General features: G+C 28.6%; 10 protein-coding genes. 7 read left to right on the forward strand and 3 right to left on the reverse strand.

Features of this window, described 5'->3' with window-relative positions; genetic code table 11:
- Positions 1-174 precede the first annotated feature (174 nt).
- A complete protein-coding gene (locus H612_RS0102645; protein ID WP_027130049.1) occupies positions 175-3,933 on the forward strand; it encodes a leucine-rich repeat domain-containing protein in 3,759 nt (1,252 codons plus the stop codon).
- A gap of 454 nt (positions 3,934-4,387) precedes the next feature.
- Here H612_RS0102645 and H612_RS0102650 read toward each other — a convergent pair whose 3' ends face one another.
- On the reverse strand, positions 4,388-4,819 hold the full coding sequence (locus H612_RS0102650; protein WP_027130050.1) for an HIT family protein: 432 nt from the start codon (positions 4,817-4,819) through the stop codon (positions 4,388-4,390).
- Positions 4,820-4,831: 12 nt separating this feature from the next.
- Positions 4,832-5,656: a purine-nucleoside phosphorylase gene (locus tag H612_RS0102655; RefSeq protein WP_027130051.1), complete on the reverse strand. Its 825-nt coding sequence runs from the start codon at positions 5,654-5,656 to the stop codon at positions 4,832-4,834.
- A gap of 170 nt (positions 5,657-5,826) precedes the next feature.
- Here H612_RS0102655 and H612_RS0102660 point away from each other — a divergent pair, with 170 nt between their 5' ends.
- From H612_RS0102660 to H612_RS0102685, 6 genes are all read left to right on the forward strand, one after another.
- Entirely contained in the window at positions 5,827-6,939 is a 1,113-nt protein-coding gene (locus H612_RS0102660; RefSeq protein WP_027130052.1) for a BMP family lipoprotein, read from the forward strand.
- A gap of 374 nt (positions 6,940-7,313) precedes the next feature.
- Complete coding sequence (locus H612_RS0102665) at positions 7,314-8,429, forward strand: BMP family lipoprotein (protein WP_027130053.1); 1,116 nt, start codon at positions 7,314-7,316, stop codon at positions 8,427-8,429.
- Between the two features lie 416 nt (positions 8,430-8,845).
- Complete coding sequence (locus H612_RS0102670) at positions 8,846-10,357, forward strand: ABC transporter ATP-binding protein (RefSeq protein ID WP_027130054.1); 1,512 nt, start codon at positions 8,846-8,848, stop codon at positions 10,355-10,357.
- A gap of 12 nt (positions 10,358-10,369) precedes the next feature.
- On the forward strand, positions 10,370-11,434 hold the full coding sequence (locus H612_RS0102675) for an ABC transporter permease (protein ID WP_027130055.1): 1,065 nt from the start codon (positions 10,370-10,372) through the stop codon (positions 11,432-11,434).
- A complete protein-coding gene (locus H612_RS0102680) occupies positions 11,435-12,355 on the forward strand; it encodes an ABC transporter permease (protein WP_027130056.1) in 921 nt (306 codons plus the stop codon).
- 357 nt (positions 12,356-12,712) lie between these two features.
- Positions 12,713-15,727 carry a Cna B-type domain-containing protein gene (locus H612_RS0102685; protein ID WP_027130057.1) on the forward strand — a complete coding sequence of 1,005 codons (3,015 nt, stop codon included), beginning with the start codon at positions 12,713-12,715 and terminating at the stop codon, positions 15,725-15,727.
- Between the two features lie 995 nt (positions 15,728-16,722).
- Here H612_RS0102685 and H612_RS0102690 read toward each other — a convergent pair.
- A partial coding sequence (locus tag H612_RS0102690) for a TipC family immunity protein (protein ID WP_027130058.1) occupies positions 16,723-17,257 on the reverse strand: 535 nt, incomplete at its 5' end.

The following is a 17,257-nucleotide window of genomic DNA, read 5'->3' on the forward strand; positions in this document are numbered from 1 at the left end:
TAATAAAAAATATTTTTTGAAATGAAAATCTTTCCAAAGGTGAATATGAATGAAAACTATTATATAAATTGAAATATATTATTTAAAAATTTTCAATATAATTTCTTGAAAATAAGTTTTTTTGTGTACTATACTAATATTAATAAAAATACTATTTAAGGAGGAAGATTTATTATGAAAAGAAAGAAAACAACGCTGGTAGCAACATCAATATTAACATTTGTTACTAGTCCGTTAATTCCACTGGCAAATCCTATAAATGTTTTTGCAAAAGAGGTGAGTTCGTCTGCTAGTTCAGATGTAAGTAAAGATGAAGCCATAAAAGGACTTATACCAGAGAGTGAGCTTGCACAAAAAGATGATGATAAAGAAGTTGTAAATATTCCAGATTATAATTTACGTCGTGGTGTGTGCGAACTTATGGGATATAAAGATATTGATAATGCGATCATAACTAAGAGGGATATGAGAAGAATAAGATACCTGTCACCAGAAGTATGTCAGGTTCATAATAGTTCTGAGTATGGAGTTAAGGTTAAGAGTATAGAAGGGTTGCAATTTGCTGAAAATTTGGAAAAACTAAGTATGGTTAACCAAAATTTCAATGATATAAGTCCATTAAAAAATCTTACAAAATTAAAATATTTAGATTTAAGAAATGTAGCAAAGGACAATAAATCTATCAATGATGTATCACCTTTAAAGAATTTGAATAGTTTAGAATATTTAAATTTATTTAAGGCCGAAATAAAAAATGCAGAAGAATTAAAAGGATTAACTAATCTGAAAACTTTAAACTTAGGTGCAACAAAAATTAAAGATATAGAATTTTTAAAAAATATGACAGAGATAACTTATTTGAATTTGGAGCATAATAATATTTCAGATGTATCAGCTTTAGAGAATTTGGTAAAGGTAAAAACTTTATTATTAGATGCAAGACCGAAGACATATTTTGGGGGTGATAATGAAGAACGTATAAAAGATATATCTAGATTAGAAAAATTAAAAAATTTGGAAGAGTTAGGTGTATCTAATCATAATATTGAAAATATAGACGTTGTTAAAAATTTTAAAAAATTAGTTAAATTCCATGCTACAAATAACAATATAGAAAATTTTGAAGTTTTATTATCATTATCAGCTTTACAAGAAGTATGGGTACAGGAAAATAAAAATAATATTATTAAATCAAATGAAAATTATGCATTAGCTAAAGAAGTTTTTAGAAAATTGAATAAGGATATCTTAGAAAAACAAGATCAAAATACTATAGAGAATTTACTTAATGGTAATGATAACATAGCTAAATTTTTTGCAAAAGAAACTTTAGATACTCTAAGGGGTTATAAAGAAGAATTGAAAAACAAAGATAAGGTAGCTAATAATCTTTTTAAAAATTTGAGATTAGAAAATTTATCAGGAACTATAGAAAAAATTGCTAAAGTGAATGATATTAAATTAAAAGTTGGAGAGAGTTTAGAGGATAAATTACCAAAAACAGTAAAAGTAAGAGTTAAGGTAGATAAGGAGATAAAAGGTGAGTTAATAAAAAATCCAAACGGAGATATTTTAAAAATAGCAGTAGTTGATAATTCAGGAAAGCTAGTTAAAGATTCTATAGAGTTAAATTCTAGTACTGGGAAAAAATATGTTGTAAAAGATGGTTTTGTGGAGATTAATGCTAAAGATGCAGCGATAAATTATGTTGCATATTCTCTTAACTACAATAACAAAAAAGTTTTTGAATTTTATAATACTCGTATAAATCGTGTTGGTAATATCATAGGTGCAAAAGGTGAAGTAGAAGTGGATAAAGCTCAGAATATAGATAATTATCTTGTAATTAATATAGATAGAGCTGTAGGAAATAAGGTAGAAGATAAAAAAGATGAAGAAAAACCAAAACCAAGTCCAAAAGAAGAGCCAAAAACTGAAATTGGTAATGTAGGAATAGAGAAAGATCAAATATCTTATAAAGTAGTAGATGAGAGTGGAAAAGATGTAAAATTGGATAAGCCACTAACAGCTGATGCAGAATACGATAGTAAAGTAGCGACGTATGAAAATGGACTTTATAAATTTAAAAGTACTGGTGATGATTGGGAGTATAATATTAAATTAAATTCTGAGCAGTATCAACTTGTAGGAAAATACTCATTTGAAACGTGTTATAATCCAAAACTAGCTAGTAAAAATAGTTTTGGCAAAATAACAAAAAATGATAAAAGAGAAAACTTTAAACAAACAGGAAATATAAAAGATAAAGATTTATTTGTAATTGTGGTAAAAAATTTAAAAAATAATTCTGAAGAAGTGCCATCTGAAAAAGAAGAGAAACCAGATCATAAAAATACAGTACCTTCAAAGCAAACAGATTCAAAAACTTCAGGATTAAAATTTTTAGACAATAAGTATAAAATTTTCTACAGGGTTGTGGATGAGAATGGTCAAGAGATAAGAGAAAATAATTTTATAAAAGTAGAGAAGTTGAAATCAAGTTTACCACCACAAAATTTAAATTTAAATAGTAATAATTTTTATGAGTTTATAAATACAGGAACAGAGGGTAAATATGCTATTAGTTTAAATTCTAATAAATATAGACTGGTAGGTGGTAATGGATTTGATATAAAATATGATAAGGTTAGAAATATAGGGGTTTTCAGTAGTATTACTAAAGATGGTGTTGCTACAACTGACTTAAATAATATTCCTAATAATTATTTTGAAATTAGAGTTGAAAAAGTTAAAGATCTTAATTTTGGTAATGATGCAAGAATAGGGATTAAAAAAGATAGTAAAAATAATGTAAGTATTAATTATAAAGTCGTTAATCAAAATGGAAAAGAGATAAAAGATGCGAATTTATTAAGAGCTACAAGTCCTAATAATTTAGATATACCTTTGAAATATAACGATGGAATCTATAGTTATACATCTCAAGGACAAGATGATACATTTACCTTAAAACTAACTTCAAGCAACTACACGTTAGCACACAGTTACAAATTTAGAGATAAGTATAATATGAAAACATTTAAAGGTGAGATTTCTTCTGTGCAGATAGATAATGAAGAAAGTACAAATTTGGAAAACACACCAGCAAAATTCTTCACAGTAGTAGTTAATGAAAAAAATGTAGTAAGAAATAGAAGTGTAAATTCAAATTATAGTGCATTTAGGTTAGCTGGAGAAAAAGAGAATTCGGATACAGTAGATGTTGATTTACCAGTAGAATATGATTTATCCTCAGTAAATATCAATAAAGAGGGTGAGTATGAAGTCGTAGGGAAAGTTGCCCATAGTGATAAAATAAAAAATCCAGAAAATCTGAAATTAAAAATAAGAGTAGTTGTAGAGAAAGATAATAGTACGGGTAAAATTTCACCATGGGAAGAGCCAGCGTTACCAGAATATAAAGGAGATTTACCAACCGTTTCGGAAAAAGGAGAAGAGAATAAACAAAAAGAATTACCAAAATTTGAAGGTAAAGTGCCGCAAGTAGAAGAAAAAACCAAACCATGGGAAGAGCCAACGTTACCAGAATATAAAGGGGACTTACCAACCGTTTCGGAAAAAGGAGAAGAGAATAAACAAAAAGAATTACCAAAATTTGAAGGTAAAGTGCCGCAAGTAGAAGAAAAAACTAAACCATGGGAAGAACCTAAATTACCGGAAGCACCAATTAATTCTTTAAACCCAGTGGTAGAACCAGAGCTTCCTGAGTTTCCATTAAATAAAGTGCCAAAAGAAAAATGTCCACAATTAAGTTCTCAATCTTTAAAATCAATAGAAACTAAAGTTGAAAAATCAGTAAAAATTAAGAATAAATTACCAAAAACTGGGTTGAATACTGTTCAAACAACGACCTTAGGATTAGGATTGTTAGTATTAATAAGATTGGTAATGAGAAAAAATAAAGGAAGATAATTTGTAGAAAAATTACCACATAAAAAATTATATAAACCATACTACAATTAAATTTGTAGTATGGTATTTATAATACTTATCAAGAGCTAGAAGAAACTATATTTTAAAAGTTAGATACGAAAATTAACCTATGGAAGTGTGATTTTTAAATCGAAATGCAAAGAGATGAATTAAGAAGTAAAAGAAAAAACTTATATATCTCTCAGACAACATTTTGGCGAGTAATTTTATCACTAGTTTTTGTAGAAATCAAAATTTACATATCTCTCAAACAGAATACGGTTTATAATTTAGAGCAAAAAAGTTTTGTAGAAATCAAAATTTATATATCTCTCAAACTGGAGTACAATGTGTTGATTTAGCAATGAATTTTTGTAGAAATAAAAATTATCCTTATTTCTTACTTTTAGGGTGAATACCATTATTTCACAAGAAAAAGGATAATTTTATAGTATTAGTTCTCTAAGTTTTCAATGATAGATTGTTGAATTTCTTGTAATTCATTAGCTTCTAGTTGTTGTGGAGGCCATTTCACTTCTAAATTATCGAAGTTAGCATCTTTATCTTTGTAACGAGGTACTATGTGAAAATGTAAATGAAAAACACTTTGTCCAGCATATTCTTCATTATTTTGAAAAATATTGACTCCATTGCAATTATAAGCAGCTTTTACTGCATTTGCAATTTTTGGCAATACTTTACCAATATTAGCTGCAACTTCTGGATCACAATCAAAAATGTTACGACTATGTTTTTTTGGAATAACTAAAGTGTGTCCTTTAGTTATTGGGAAAACGTCTAAAAAACTATAGACATGTTCGTCTTCATAAACTTTGTAACTAGGAATTTCTCCATCAATAATTTTTTCAAATATAGTTTTTTCCATGGTAATCACTCCTTATTTTAAATTTTCTAATGTTTCAATAAGTAATTTTTTCAAATTAATACTAATTTGTTGAGCAGTTTTTAAGACATGTTCGTGGTCGTGTTTTTTTTCTTGAATACCAGTTGCCATATTAGTAGCACAAGCAAGAACTGCGACAGGAAGTTTTGCATGATTAGCAGCGATTACTTCGGGTACTGTAGACATACCTACAAGATCGCATCCCATAGTTTTAAATGCTTGAATTTCTGCACGAGTTTCAAAGTATGGACCTTGGAAAAATCCATAAGTTCCTTGTGGTAATCTAATATCTAATTTTCTAGCAGAAGATTTTAGAGTTTCAACTAAATATGGATCAAAAGGAGTTGTCATATCCACGAATCTTTCTCCAAGGCGTGAGTCGTTTTCTCCCATTAGAGGATTAGCGCTTACAAGAGAAATAAAATCATCAAGGCAGACTATTTCCCCTTCGCTAAAATCTGTGTTAATTGCTCCACAAGCGTTGGTTATGAACAATCCTTTTACTCCTAAATACTTTACAACATAGGTCATAAAAGCAACATCTTTCATACTATATCCTTCATAGTAGTGAAGTCTACCGTTAAGGACAAGAACATTTTTTCCAGAAATTTTTCCAAAAGTAAGTTTATTTGCATGCCCTTTTACGTGATTTGTTCTTTTATTTCCTGGGAAAAGAGGAATAGCTTCATATCCAAGTTCTTGTTGATCTTCTAGTTCAAGTGTAATACCACTTCCCAGAACCACAGCGTAATCAATAGGTTCATTAAAATATTTTATTATATAATTGGCAGTTTCTACGATATTATTGTAATAGGTCATAGATAAGTCCTCCTGAAAATGCTTTATCAAATAATTATATCATATATTAAAATAAAAATGTATAATTTTAAAAATATATATAAAATTAAAAAATATATTGAAATTGCTTTCATTATGTGGTATCTTGTTACTATAAGTTATGAATATAGAGATAAAACAAGGAGGATATTATGAAAAAATTAAAAACTCTATTAACAATAATATTAACATTATCATTGGTAGTGGTTGGCTGCTCTTCTAAAAGTAAGAGTGATTCTAAATCTGATGGAGGAAAATCTTACAAAATCGGAATAGTAACTGGTGAGGGAGGAGCAAAAGATAAAAGTTTTAATCAAGCCAACGTAGAAGCAATTCAAGCATGGTCAAAAGAAAATGGTGCTAAAGAACCTGTTATTATTGAAACAAAAAACCAATCAGATTTAGCAGCTAATCTACAAAATGCGGCGAAAGTTTCTGACATAGTTTCACTTGCAGGGTATGAATTTGAAAAAGAGATTTCTAAGATAGCAGAGCAATATAAAGATAAAAAATTCTTATATGTGGATAGTTTTGTAGACGCATCTAATATTGCATCATTAATATTTAAAGAACAAGAGGCAGCTTATCTTGCAGGATATGCAGCGGCACTTCAATCAAAAACTGGTAAGGTTGGATTTATCGGAGGAACTAAAATTCCACCAGTAGAAAGATTTGGTATTGGATTTATTCAAGGTGCAAAAGCAGCTAGACCAGATATTAAAATTATGTATAACTATAGTGGTTCATTCTCAGATACAAACAAAGGGAAAACATTGGCTGCAACAATGTATGATTCAGGAGCTGATGTAATCTTTGTTGCAGCAGGTAATACTGGTAATGGTGTAATTTCAGAAGCTAAAGAACGCGGTATTATTGATATGACTAAGAGTGGAGAAATTAAACATTGGGTTGTAGGTGTAGATAAAGATCAATATGAAGAAGGAATCTTTAAAGGAAAAGATAAAGAAGGAAAAGATTATCAAAAATCGGCTATTTTAACATCAGCTGTTAAAAATATTGAAGTAGCAGTTACTAAAATTTTGAATGAAATAAAAGCCGATAAATTTGAAAATGGAAAACATATTTTTGGTATAAAAGAAAATGGAGTAGGGATACCTAAGGAAAATCCAAATTTAAGTGACGAAATAAAAACAAAACTTAATCAAGCCATTGAAGAATTAAAGGCAGAAAAAGTGGAAGTAGTTGGTACAGCTGATGAATTAAAAGCTAAAGGAACTGTGACTAATATTGAAGGAGAACTGTAGCTAGAAATTCAAGTGTAGAAGTAGTAATTTTAACGAATTCTTCTATACTTAGTATGATTTATTTGATAAAATAGAACATAAAAAGTCTGCATAAATTTACGATATGTAGACTTTTTTATATTAGGGATAAAAACAGTGAATAAATTTTTTAATTTAAAAGTTATGAAAATGCTTTAATAATATAAATTGTTATATATGTATAAGATGAATAACAGAACATTTTATATTTTTTAATAATAGAAAACGCATTTTTTCATCAAAATACGAACTATAAAAAATAATGTAGTGATAAAATAAATAAAATATTGATATTTAGGCTATTTTATGGTATCATTTAACTATAAAATATACTAAATGATAAAGGAGACTTTTTTATGAAAAAAGTATTTTCATTAATAGCCGTTGTTTTATCAGCAGCATTAATCTTTGTAGGATGTTCTTCTAAGTCATCTGATAAGAAGGAGAGCACATCATCTTCAAACAAAACTGACTTAAAAATAGGAGTTGTTACTGATGAAGGTGGAGCAAAAGACAAAAGTTTCAACCAAAGTAATGTGGAAGCTGTAAAAGCATGGACTGAAAAAAATGGTGGTAAAGCATTAAATCCAATCGAAACAAAAAACCAAAGTGATATTGCAGCTAACTTACAAAATGCTTCAAAAGCATCTGATGTAATCTCATTAGCAGGTTTTTATTTTGAAAAAGAATTACCAAAAATTGCAGATTCATTTGCAGATAAAAAATACATCTTTATAGATGGTGTAGTAGAAAAACCAAATGTAGAATCTATTAACTTTGCAGAACACGAAGCTGGATACTTGGCTGGATATGCAGCAGCACTTCAATCAAAAACTGGAAAAGTTGGATTTATTGGTGGAGCTAAAATTCCAGCAGTAGTAAAATTCGGTTTAGGATTTGTTCAAGGTGCAAAAGCTGCTAATAAAGACATTAAAATAGTTTATAACTACAGTGGATCATTCAATGATACAAATAAAGGTAAGACTTTAGCAGCTACAATGTACGATGCTGGGGTGGATGTAATTTTCGTAGCAGCAGGTGGAACAGGTAGTGGTTCAATTAAAGAAGCACAAGAAAGAGCAATGAAAGATGTTCAACAAAGTGGAGAAGTTAAACACTGGATCGTTGGTGTAGATAAAGACCAATACTCAGAAGGTATATTCAAAGCTAAAGATAAAGATGGTAAAGATGTAGAAAAATCTGTAATCTTAACTTCAGCTGTTAAACGTATTGATGTAGCAGTAACTCAAGTGTTAGATGCTATTAAAGATGGAAAATTTGAAGGTGGAAAATCTAAAGTCTTCACAATTAAAGAAGATGGTGTTGGACTTCCAAGTGAAAATCCAAACTTGAGTGATGACATTAAAGCTAAAATTAAAACTGCCGTTGAAGATTTGAAATCAGGAAAATCAACAGTAGCTTCAGACGCTGCAAAACTTACTGACAAAGCAAATATTGATGGTGAGTTGTAATTTTTAATAAATTGTAGCTAATTAAAGACCTAGGTATCTAGGTCTTTTTTTGTAATGATAATTAATAACAGTTTATGTTAATTTGTGTTAAGAAAAATTTATATAACACTGGGGTGGGAGTGTTCCTCATTAATACTTTTTGGAAAAGTTGTTTAAATATAGTAATGAAGGATAACTTTTTGTTAAATAAATACGAAATATTAAGTATAAAAAATTTTTATTTAAATTAATAAAAAAATCTTTAAAAAAATAGTATATGATATATTTTTAAAACGAATACAATTTTTATTTATTAAAAAGAATCAAAATTAAAAATAATATAAAATTAATGGGTTAAATTTTGTAAAAATGCTATACTAGTTAACAAAAATATATTATAATATATAGGTAAGAATATATAAAAGAGAGGTAAAAATATGTACGCTATAGAAATGCTAAACATAACTAAAAAGTTTGGTGACTTCTACGCAAATAAAGATATTACCATCCAAGTAAAGAAAAATGAAATACATGCTTTGCTTGGTGAAAATGGTGCTGGTAAATCTACGTTGATGTCGGTTCTTTTTGGTATGTACCATCAAGAAGAAGGTGTGATTAAGTTAGATGGTAAAGAAGTTGACATCAAAGATCCTAAACATGCTAATAAATTGGGGATAGGTATGGTACACCAACATTTTAAATTAATAAAAAACTTTACTGTTGCTGAAAACATTATTTTGGGAATGGAAGAAGTAAAAGGTGGAAAAATTGATTTAGATGCAGCAGCAACAAAAATTACAGAGCTTTCGAAAAAATATGGTTTAGAAGTTAATCCAAAGGCCCTTGTTGGAGATATAAGTGTTGGGATGCAACAAAGGGTGGAAATTTTAAAAATGTTATACAGAGATGCCAATATTTTAATTTTTGATGAGCCAACAGCGGTGTTAACGCCAGCAGAGATTGAGGAGTTTTTAGTTATTTTGAAAAATCTTCAGACTGAAGGGAAAACGATTATTTTGATTACTCATAAATTAAATGAAATTATGGCAGTTGCAGATCGTTGTAGTATTATTCGTCGTGGTGAATATTTTGGTACAGTAGAAATTTCAGAAACTACAAAAGAAAAATTAGCTAGCCTTATGATTGGTAAAGATCTAGAAATTATAAAATATGAACGTTCAAGAGATGGTGCGAACAATATATTAGAAGTTTCAGGAGTTTATGCTGATACTGAAGAAAAAAAAGATATTTTACATGATTTTAATTTGGTCGTTCGAGAAAGGGAAATTCTTGGGATTGCTGGAGTTGATGGAAATGGGCAACAGCAATTCGTAGAAGTATTAAATGCGTTACTTAAGGAAAAACAAGGTAAAATAATTTTTGGTGGACAAGATATTACATCTTTATCAACATCAAAAAGAAAAGAGTTAGGGCTTGAAATAATAGCTGAAGATAGACATAAAGATGGTCTTGTTTTAGATTTTAGCATTGAGGAGAATGCAGTGTTAGAAAATTATTATACAGAGAAATTTTCAGGACGTGGTTTCCTAAAAAAACCTGTTATTTCAAAATTTGCTAAAGGGCTTTGTGAAAAATATGACGTTCGTAAGGCTGGGGATGAGAAAATTTCTGCACGTAGTATGAGTGGGGGAAATCAACAGAAACTTATCATTGGTCGTGCATTGGAACTAAATCCAAAATTATTAGTGACAACACAACCAACTCGTGGTCTTGATGTTGGAGCTATAAATGGTATTCATAAAATGTTGATTGACTATCGTGATAAAGGGAATAGTGTACTTTTAATTTCATTTGATTTAGATGAAATTTTGACATTATCTGATAGAATAGCAGTTATTCATAATGGTAATATTATTGATGTTGTGAATAATGATGAAAATGTAACTAAAGAACAACTAGGTCTGCTTATGGCAGGGGTTAAGAAGTAGAGAGGAGAACGTATGTTAAAGAAAATTTTAACTAATGCGGTGCTACCAATATTAGCCTCATTTATTATTGGAGCGATACTTATTTCAGCAATAGGAGCATCTCCTGGAGATGTTATGGAGGTAATAGGAGGAATTTTTTCAGACTCTAATAGTATAGCTGAAATTTTTGTATCAACAATTCCTTTAATTTGTACAGGATTGTCAGTAGCATTTGCATTTAGAACAGGTTTGTTCAATATAGGAGCAGAGGGTCAATTTATTATGGGTGGACTTTTTGCAGGAATAGTAGCTATCAAGATGCAAGGAATGAACTTTTATTTAGTTTTAATCGCTAGTATCTTAGCTGGTATAATCGTTGGTGGTATTTGGGCTGGTATAGCTGGATACCTAAAAGCGAAGTTTAATATTAGTGAAGTAGTTGTAACTATTATGTTAAATTATACTGCATTATATTTTGTACAGTTTGCAGTTCCTAAATTTATTCGTGGTACTAATGATATTATTTCTAAACCAATTGCAACGGAAGATGGAGTAGGGTATTTACATAATAGTTTAATAGAAGGAATTTTTAATAATTATCGTTTAGGCACAGATTTATTCTTAGCGATTTTTGGTGTAATTATTTTTTATATTGTTATGGAGAAAACAGTCTTTGGGTATGAACTTCGTTCAGTAGGATTTAATCCTAGTGCATCAAAATTTGTAGGTATGAAAGTTAATAGAAATACAGTTTTATCAATGGCTATTTCCGGAGCATTTGCAGGACTTGGGGGGGCACTTTATAATATGGGGCCTGTAGGACAAGTTGTTGCAGGTTCTACATTCCAAGGATTTGGATACATGGGAGTTGCGGTTGCACTTATTGGTGCGAACACAGCACTTGGATCATTATTAGGAGCTTTGTTATTTGGATTCTTAGGTGTTTTAACACCTCAATTATCATTTATTGGTATTCCAAAAGATATTGCGAATATTTTAATTGGTTTAATCGTTTTATTTGTAGCAGCAAAATCTATTTTTGATAATAAGTTGCTTAGCAATTTACTTAGAAGTAAGAAACAGAAAGGAGATAAATAGATGGATACAGTATTATCACTATTAGACTCAATGTTACAATATACAGCACCTATTTTAATAGCTGCAATAGGTGGTTTCTATTCAGAAAAAAGTGGTGTTGTTAACATTGCTCTTGATGGTTTCGTAATTTTTGGATCATTCGTTGCTTCTTTAATAGCGGTAACGTCATTTGATGGTTCACCTACTATGTTGCAACTTATTATTTGTCTTTTGGCTGCAACAATTTGCGGTGGATTACTTTCACTTATTCACGCATTTATAAGTATTAATTTAAAAGCAGATCAGGTAATTTCGGGAACAGCGATCAACTTAATTACACCTGCGATTGCACTATTTTTAGTTAATCACTTTAATGGAACATATGAGTTATTATTAGCAAATGGATTCCCAAGATATACTATTGTCGGGAAATTTACAGTTTATCCAACGATAATTATTGCTATTCTTTTAGTAATTATTACTTACTATATTATTTATAAACGTCCATTTGGTTTAAGACTTCGTTCAGTTGGGGAAAATCCTCAAGCTAGTGATTCATTGGGACTGAATGTATTTAAGTATCGTTATATCGGTGTGTTTGTTTCTGGATGTTTGGCGGGACTTTCTGGAGCAATTATTGCGACAACATTTAGCCAAGGATTTAATGCAGCGATAACAGTTTATGGATTTGGATATTTAGCATTAGCTGCTTTAATCTTTGGTAAATATAATCCAATAACAATAACATTAGCTTCATTGTTCTTTGGTGGTACAAAAGTATTTGCAGAAAAAGTTTCTATTTTGGCTCCAGATTTACCAATTCCAGTATCATTTTGGAACATGTTCCCATTCGTTGCAACAATTGTTGCATTAATAGTATTTTCTAAGAAAACTTCTACACCAGAAGCACTTGGAGTACCATATGATAAAGGAATGAGATAAAAATAAAAAAGTTGTTTAGATTAATTTATCTAAGCAACTTTTTATTTGTCTTTGAAATTTAGTTGATAAACAAATTATTTTATTAAGAGATATAATTTACATATCTCTCAAATGCATTGGCTGTCGAAATATCTTTTGTTCTCGTTTTGTAAAAATCAAAATTTAATAATTATGTTCAATATAGTCTTGTCTTTGGTATTAAAGAATATAGTTTATAAAAAATAAATTAATAATTATGTTCTTGTTATTTAAGTTGACTAAATTTATTTTTTATACGCTTACATTCGTTCATTCTTATTTCATATATGGGTGGTAACGTTGGAATATAAAATTATGTAGGGAGGAGAATTTTTACTCATGAAAGGAAAAATTTTAATATGGTTATCGGTCGTACTTTTAGTTTGTAGTACACTTTTTACAGCTGCATCATTAGGTTTTAATAATAAAGCCTTTGCAACTGATGAAAAAACGACTATGGTAAAAAAAGAAACTAAGAAAACCAAAAAACAAGAAATTATAGGGAAAGTTGAAGAATCTAAAAAAGTAGAAAAGGATAAAAAAACTAAAGAAAAAGTTGTTAAGGAAGAAAAAAAATCTGATAAGAATTTAGATGAAAAATCTAAATCTCAAGAAGGTAAGGATATATTATCTGATAAAAAAGAAAAGCAAGCTAAGAATATTTCTGATGAGATAATTAAATCTTTAGCTAGAAATACAACAGCACGAGATGATGTTATTAAAACTTTTAATGTAACAGATTTAAATGGTAACCCTATCAAAAAAGAAATTGAAAAGTGGGAAAATTTTAGAATAACTGGAACATTTGAATTACCTAATAATGTTGTTCGTAAAGGTGATACTACGACTGTAAAATTACCAGATAAAATTTATTATACTTCTGGTAATGTAGAATTTGATTTAAAAGCACCAAATGGACAAGTTGTCGCTACAGCAAAAGTAGATATTGCCAAAAAGCAAATGGTATTTACTTATACAGATTATGCAGAAAAACATTCAGATGTCAAAGGAAGTTTTTATTTTAACGCACGTGTTGATCATACCGTTGTTAAAACTAAAGGAGAAATACAACTAGAATTTAAAGTAGAGCAAAAAATTATTTTTTCTAATAAATTCAATTATAAAGGTGTAGGTACCTCCGAAAAAACACACATAATAAAAAGTGGGTATCCTACAACTGGAAAAAATAAGTCGATGTCTTACTATTTAGCACTTAACAGAATAGGTGTAGAGATAGAGAATGCTAAGCTAGTTGATACACTGGATTCAAAGGTTAAAGGGAAAATTGATTTGAATTCATTAGAAATATCAAAAGGAAAATGGGAAATAGACCATAAAAAATCAGAATGGGCATTTAGGAATGAAAGAAATGTAACGGAGCAATTTAAATCAAAAATTAAGCTGTCAAATGATGGTAAAAAATTAGAAATTGATTTTGGGAAAATTGCTGCTGATGAAGGATATGCTATAACTTATAACGTAATATTAGACTACCAACCTGCTAATGGAGAGATATTTAAAAATACAGCAGTATTTACTGGAAAAGGTGGATATAGTCATACTGCATCAATAGATGCGGTTTATATTGATGCTGGTGGACAAGCTGAAGGATACAATTTCACAATAAAAGTTCATAAAGAAAGCGAAGATGGAAAAGCTCTTCAAGGTGCTGAATTTGATGTGATTCGTAAAGCGACTAATGAAGTAGTAGGGAAAATAGTAACTGATGATAAAGGTAATGGAGAGTTAGGTGGTTTATTAAAAACGGACTATATTATCAAAGAAACGAAAGCACCTAAGGGATACAAGTTATCAAATGAAACTGTGGAAGTTAAGCCAACTGATTTCGGTACAAATAAAGCTGTTTTAAAAACCATAAAAAATAAAAAGGCAGAAACTTCAATAAGAGTTCATAAAATATGGGATGATCAATTGAAAATTCCAAATGGTAATACTAAAACTGGAGATAGACCAAGTCAAATAAAAGTACAATTATATAAAAAAGTTGAAGGAGAAAAAGAAACTCCAGTTCCAGGAAAAGAAGTAATATTAAATGAGGGTAATTCTTGGAAAGCAGAATTTACAAAATTACCTGTTGAGGAGAATGGGAAATCTATTAAATATAGTGTAAAAGAAGTAGATGTTCCAAAGGGATATACACCTAGAATTACTGATAATGGGGATAATTCGTTTACTATAGAAAATATTAAAAGAGAAGTAGAGGTACAATTTACTGCTAAGAAAAGTTTTGTACATGCTAAAACTGGTGAAAGTAAATTAAGAGCGAATCAATTTGAATTTAAATTATATGATGATAAAGGTAATTTAATTGATACAGCAACCAACGATGGTAGTGGAAATATTAAATTTAAAAAATTAAAATTTAATCAAACACAAGCTGGGAAAACATATAATTATAAAATAATAGAAACTAAAACTTATATTTTACCAAATGGCAAAAAAGTAGAAAATTATCCAGGAATTACTTATGATTCAAGAGAACATTTAGTTTCTGTAAAAATTGAATATAAAAAAGGTGAAAAAAGATTAATAGCTACTGTTTCTCCAGATTCAAATAAACCAGTGAAGTTTGAAAATAAATATAATGCAGCTACTGAAACTCAAGTGGTTATCGAAGCTAAAAAAACTTTAGAAGGGAAAAAATTAGAAAATAATCAATTTGAATTTGAATTAATAGATGTTAAAACAGGAAAAGTTATTCAAAAAGTCAAAAATAATGAAAAAGGTGAGATCAAATTTGCTCCTATTAAATATACAGAAGATCAAATAGGAGAACATAAATACAAAGTTAGAGAAATAAACGGCAAAGAACGTGGTATTACATATGATGAAGTGGAAAGAGAAATAACAGTAACAGTTGTTAAAGATACTAAAACTAACACATTAAGTGCGAAAGTTTCAAAAACAACTAAAGAATTAAATTTTGTAAATAAATTCACACCAGAAAAAACAAAAGTAGAAGGAACAAAGACTTGGGAAGATAATAATAACCAATCTGGGAAACGTCCAAGTAGAATTAAAGTGAAACTGTTAGCTGATGGAAAAGTGGTGGCAACAAAAGAAGTAACGGAAAAAGATGGCTGGAGATATAGCTTTGATAATTTAGATAAATATAAAGATGGAAAAGAAATAAAATATACGATAGATGAAGAAGGAGTAGATGGTTACCAAACAATAATAAAAGGTTATAATTTGACAAATAGACTATTACCACCGCCCCCAACAACTCCAAGATTACCAAAAACGGGGTTAGGAAATAGCTCGTTAGCAACAAGCGGAATAGGTATACTTGGATTAATAGCACTAGCTATAAGAAGAAAAAATAAAAATTAATAAAAAGTTATTTTGGTCAAAATAATATAAACATATATATGTTTATATTATTAGAGGTATCATAAAAAATTAGAAGTCTTAAATGATATTTTGTCATTTAAGACTTCTTTTTGTATAGTCATAAGAAATAGGAGAGATGGATTTCATTCTTCCATCCCCCCTATTTTAGTACACAGCCAAGAAAATTAGGAAAAATTTTTTGAAATTTGTGCGTTGTTGAAAAGGTTATATTTTAATTGTTTATAATATTTTTATTAGATTTTAAAGTAATTACAAGATGAAAAAGCGTAGATTGTGTTGTTTGAAATTTTAAATAATTCACAAGAATATTAAAGTTTTATATCAATTATTATTAAAATTTTACATATAAGTTTCTAATTTCATTGACAAGATGCACAAAGTTTGGGGTATCATATGCTGATTTTCACTAGAGATTTATACATAATATTTATCTTCATCTTCGTTAATAATCGTATCAGGGGAGGTGTTTTAGCTCTTGGAACTCATAATTTAGTTGAAACAGTATGTAAGAATTTTTTTGTAGAGATTATATCTTTACTATCAAATTTGTATAAGTATTTTTAATACTGTAATAATTTTTATTTCAGTTTTGATATTTTTAATACTTCTTAATCTTTATCATTATCAAGAGCTTCTAAACACAAAATGATCATCGTAATTTATTAATGTTAAGTACTTACTAGATTATTTTTCCAGAATTTTGATAGAAAGAAAAAGAATTCACCAATAATAAGGGTAAAATATGAATTTAAATTAAAAAGTGTTTTATAATACTTTTGTGTTTAACAAAAAAAGTTTATAGGTATAATAATTATTATTAATTGCAAAAAATAAATTTAGTTTTAGTTTTTAGACATGTATAACAGTCAGTTTTTTTGGTGGTTTTACAGAATTTAATTTTGTTCGTTAAGAAATAGTCAATTTTGACGAAAAAATAGTCGAACCTAATTTTAAGGTTACGACTAATTAATGTATTATTTTAAAAATTCATCTTTCTCGATAGTGAATTTTCCCATATTATTTTTAGAATATGAACTACCACTATAGTTTTTCCAATCAGTCAAGACGGTGTCCAATAATTCATCTGATTTTTTCTGTAAGTATTCTTTTGAGATATTGTATTTTTTTAAGAGTTCTTGCGTTTGTTTTTGTTTATCTTCGGTAGTAGGGACATTTTCTCCATGGAAACCAACATAATTTACAATATTAGCGGTATACATATCATAATTGTATGTAATATTTAAATACACTTTATTTGATACTAATATTAATTTTACGATACTTATTTTTTCTTTTGTATTATATTTATATATATGTATAGCATTTTTTTCATTAACTATATTATTTTTATAATTTAATTCTAAGTCCTCTCTTTCATATTCATTTTTTGTGAGCGGTTTTATCTGCGGCATTTTATCTACTGGATGGAGTGACAATAGACTATAATATGAATTAAACATCTCTTCAAATACATTTCTATTATTTGCTTTTTGATAAGTATACAAACTT

Origin of the sequence: Gemella cuniculi DSM 15828 (assembly GCF_000425665.1) — a bacterium.
Taxonomy (GTDB): Bacteria; Bacillota; Bacilli; order Staphylococcales; family Gemellaceae; genus Gemella; species Gemella cuniculi.

Coding starts and splice junctions, on each gene's coding strand:
- H612_RS0102665 (WP_027130053.1), top strand. CDS start 7,314: ATGAAAAAAGTATTTTCATTAATAGCCGTTGTTTTATCAGCAGCATTA.
- H612_RS0102645 (WP_027130049.1), top strand. CDS start 175: ATGAAAAGAAAGAAAACAACGCTGGTAGCAACATCAATATTAACATTT.
- H612_RS0102660 (WP_027130052.1), top strand. CDS start 5,827: ATGAAAAAATTAAAAACTCTATTAACAATAATATTAACATTATCATTG.
- H612_RS0102685 (WP_027130057.1), top strand. CDS start 12,713: ATGAAAGGAAAAATTTTAATATGGTTATCGGTCGTACTTTTAGTTTGT.
- H612_RS0102655 (WP_027130051.1), bottom strand. CDS start 5,656: ATGACCTATTACAATAATATCGTAGAAACTGCCAATTATATAATAAAA.
- H612_RS0102675 (WP_027130055.1), top strand. CDS start 10,370: ATGTTAAAGAAAATTTTAACTAATGCGGTGCTACCAATATTAGCCTCA.
- H612_RS0102650 (WP_027130050.1), bottom strand. CDS start 4,819: ATGGAAAAAACTATATTTGAAAAAATTATTGATGGAGAAATTCCTAGT.
- H612_RS0102670 (WP_027130054.1), top strand. CDS start 8,846: ATGTACGCTATAGAAATGCTAAACATAACTAAAAAGTTTGGTGACTTC.
- H612_RS0102680 (WP_027130056.1), top strand. CDS start 11,435: ATGGATACAGTATTATCACTATTAGACTCAATGTTACAATATACAGCA.